This is a genomic window from Oleiphilus sp. HI0123 (genome assembly GCF_001635315.1).
Genome location: NZ_LWGE01001570.1, coordinates 1 through 1,963, shown reverse-complemented (window position 1 = coordinate 1,963; position 1,963 = coordinate 1). Strand labels below are relative to the sequence as shown.

At 43.9% G+C, this 1,963-nt stretch carries 4 protein-coding genes; all 4 read left to right on the top strand.

Annotated elements, in window-relative coordinates; translation table 11 throughout:
- Positions 1-371: YbgC/FadM family acyl-CoA thioesterase (locus tag A3761_RS21040; RefSeq protein WP_068750820.1), on the top strand; the 371-nt coding region annotated here is incomplete at its 5' end.
- A gap of 54 nt (positions 372-425) precedes the next feature.
- Complete coding sequence (tolQ, locus tag A3761_RS21035) at positions 426-1,148, top strand: protein TolQ (RefSeq protein ID WP_068739361.1); 723 nt, start codon at positions 426-428, stop codon at positions 1,146-1,148.
- Positions 1,149-1,177: 29 nt separating this feature from the next.
- Positions 1,178-1,570 (top strand): protein TolR, encoded by a 393-nt coding sequence (tolR, locus tag A3761_RS21030; RefSeq protein ID WP_068511022.1) that lies wholly within the window; start codon positions 1,178-1,180, stop codon positions 1,568-1,570.
- A partial coding sequence (locus tag A3761_RS21025; protein ID WP_156492006.1) for a hypothetical protein occupies positions 1,567-1,963 on the top strand: 397 nt, incomplete at its 3' end. The genes tolR and A3761_RS21025, both read left to right, overlap by 4 nt.

Sequence of the window (1,963 nt, the reverse complement as noted above, 5' to 3'; positions counted from 1 at the left end):
CTGATGTTGGCGGCGTCGTGTTTTATGCTAATTATTTAAAGTATTTTGAGCGTGCTAGAACGGAGTTTATTCGAAGTTTAGGGTTTGAGCTTCGGGCTGGTTTCGAAGAAGGAATCAGTTATGTAGTGCATAGCCTTGATGTTAGATACCTGGCCCCCGCCAAACTTGATGAAATACTGAATGTTACTGCTTCGGTTTCGTCTCTAAAAAGAACTTATATAGAATTTGAACAGTTTGTTGAAGACTCATCTGGTAGGCGGCTAGTTGAGGGGAATGTTAAGGTCGCTTGTGTATCATTGCCTGATAACAAGCCGAGAGCGCTACCCGAAGGCCTGAAGCAAGCCTTGAGTTCAACAGGGTTACAAAGTTAGTCAGCTATTACCGTATTTTGTGCCTAGATTTGGCAGATTACCTGGAGAAAATAAGTGCAGGAAAAGATTTCGATTGTTGGTTTGATTCTTGATGCAAGTTTTATTGTGCAGTTGGTTATGTTGGCATTATTGCTTGCGTCGATAATATCCTGGTATCTGATATTCCAGCGCTCTAGTTTCTTCAGACAGGCTAATGCGCAGCAGCATAATTTTGAGGATATGTTTTGGTCCGGCATGGATCTAGGAAAATTGTACAAAAGAAGTTCCGGGTCGGCAGCGAGTAGTGGGCTTGAATTGATTTTTAAAGCGGGGTTTAAGGAATTTAACCGTTTAAAGCAACAAGCAGGCGTAGACGCCGATGCCGTGATGGAGGGGACGCAGCGCTCAATGCGTGTTGCGCTTTCGCGAGAGGGTGAACGACTTGACTCCAATCTGCCATTTTTGGCAACAGTTGGCTCTACAAGCCCTTATGTTGGTCTGTTCGGCACAGTTTGGGGGATTATGAACTCTTTTCTCGGGCTTGCTCAGCAGCAGCAAGCGACCTTGGCGACGGTAGCGCCAGGTATTGCTGAAGCACTAATTGCTACTGCAATGGGGCTATTCGCAGCAATTCCTGCTGTTGTTGCTTATAACAGGTTTTCGGCAAGGGCTGATGCGCTTTATACAAGCTATGAAACTTTCGCTGATGAGTTCTCGAGTATTCTTCATCGAAATATTCATTCAAGTGCAGGAAGTGCAAAAGACGGTGTTGCTGATAATACTTCTAATAGAGGCTGATAACGGTGCCTAGATCTAAGCGTAAACCCATGTCCGATATAAATGTTGTTCCCTATATCGATGTGATGCTAGTGCTGCTTATTATCTTTATGGTGACAGCACCAATGCTGACTCAGGGGATCAAGATTGATTTACCCTTACTTGATAGCGACCCGGTAGAAAGTGCTAAAAGCCTCGAGCCGATTGTCGTGACGGTCGACTCAAACGGTGCTTACTATATGGAAATGACATCATCAAGCAAGAAACCTTTAGAGCTTCAGGTCGTACTAAAAAATGTAAGCTCTATTCTTCAACACGAACCTTCTACTAGTGTTCTTGTGCGAGGAGACAGGCATGTAGAGTACGGAGTTGTGGTTGAGCTGATGGCTGCTTTACAGAATGCCGGTGCGAAAGATGTCGGATTGATCACTGAGGACCCATGAAGAAAAACACGGCTAAAGATTCTCAAGCTCGTGCTTTGAAAAAGCAGGGAGCAAGTGGAAAGTCTTCAGATAAGCGTGCAACGGAAAACTTTAAACTCCTTAAGGTCTTGTTAGGCGAGGCGATAGAGGTAAAAAATCGAAAGTTTCTGATTGCTAGTGTTGCTGTTCATATATTGGTCATTGCTGCATTCTTTTTCAATTGGCAGAGTAGTAACGAGCAAACAGTTAAGTTGCCTCCAAAAAGTATTCAAGCTCGTGTGATTAGTGAAAATGAACTACAGCAACTCCGAGATAGGGAGCGGGCAAAGGTTCAGGAAAAACAAAAGGCTCTGGATAAGAAAAAGGCTCTGGATAAGAAAAAGGCTCTAGAGAAGAAAAAGGCTCTAGAGAAGA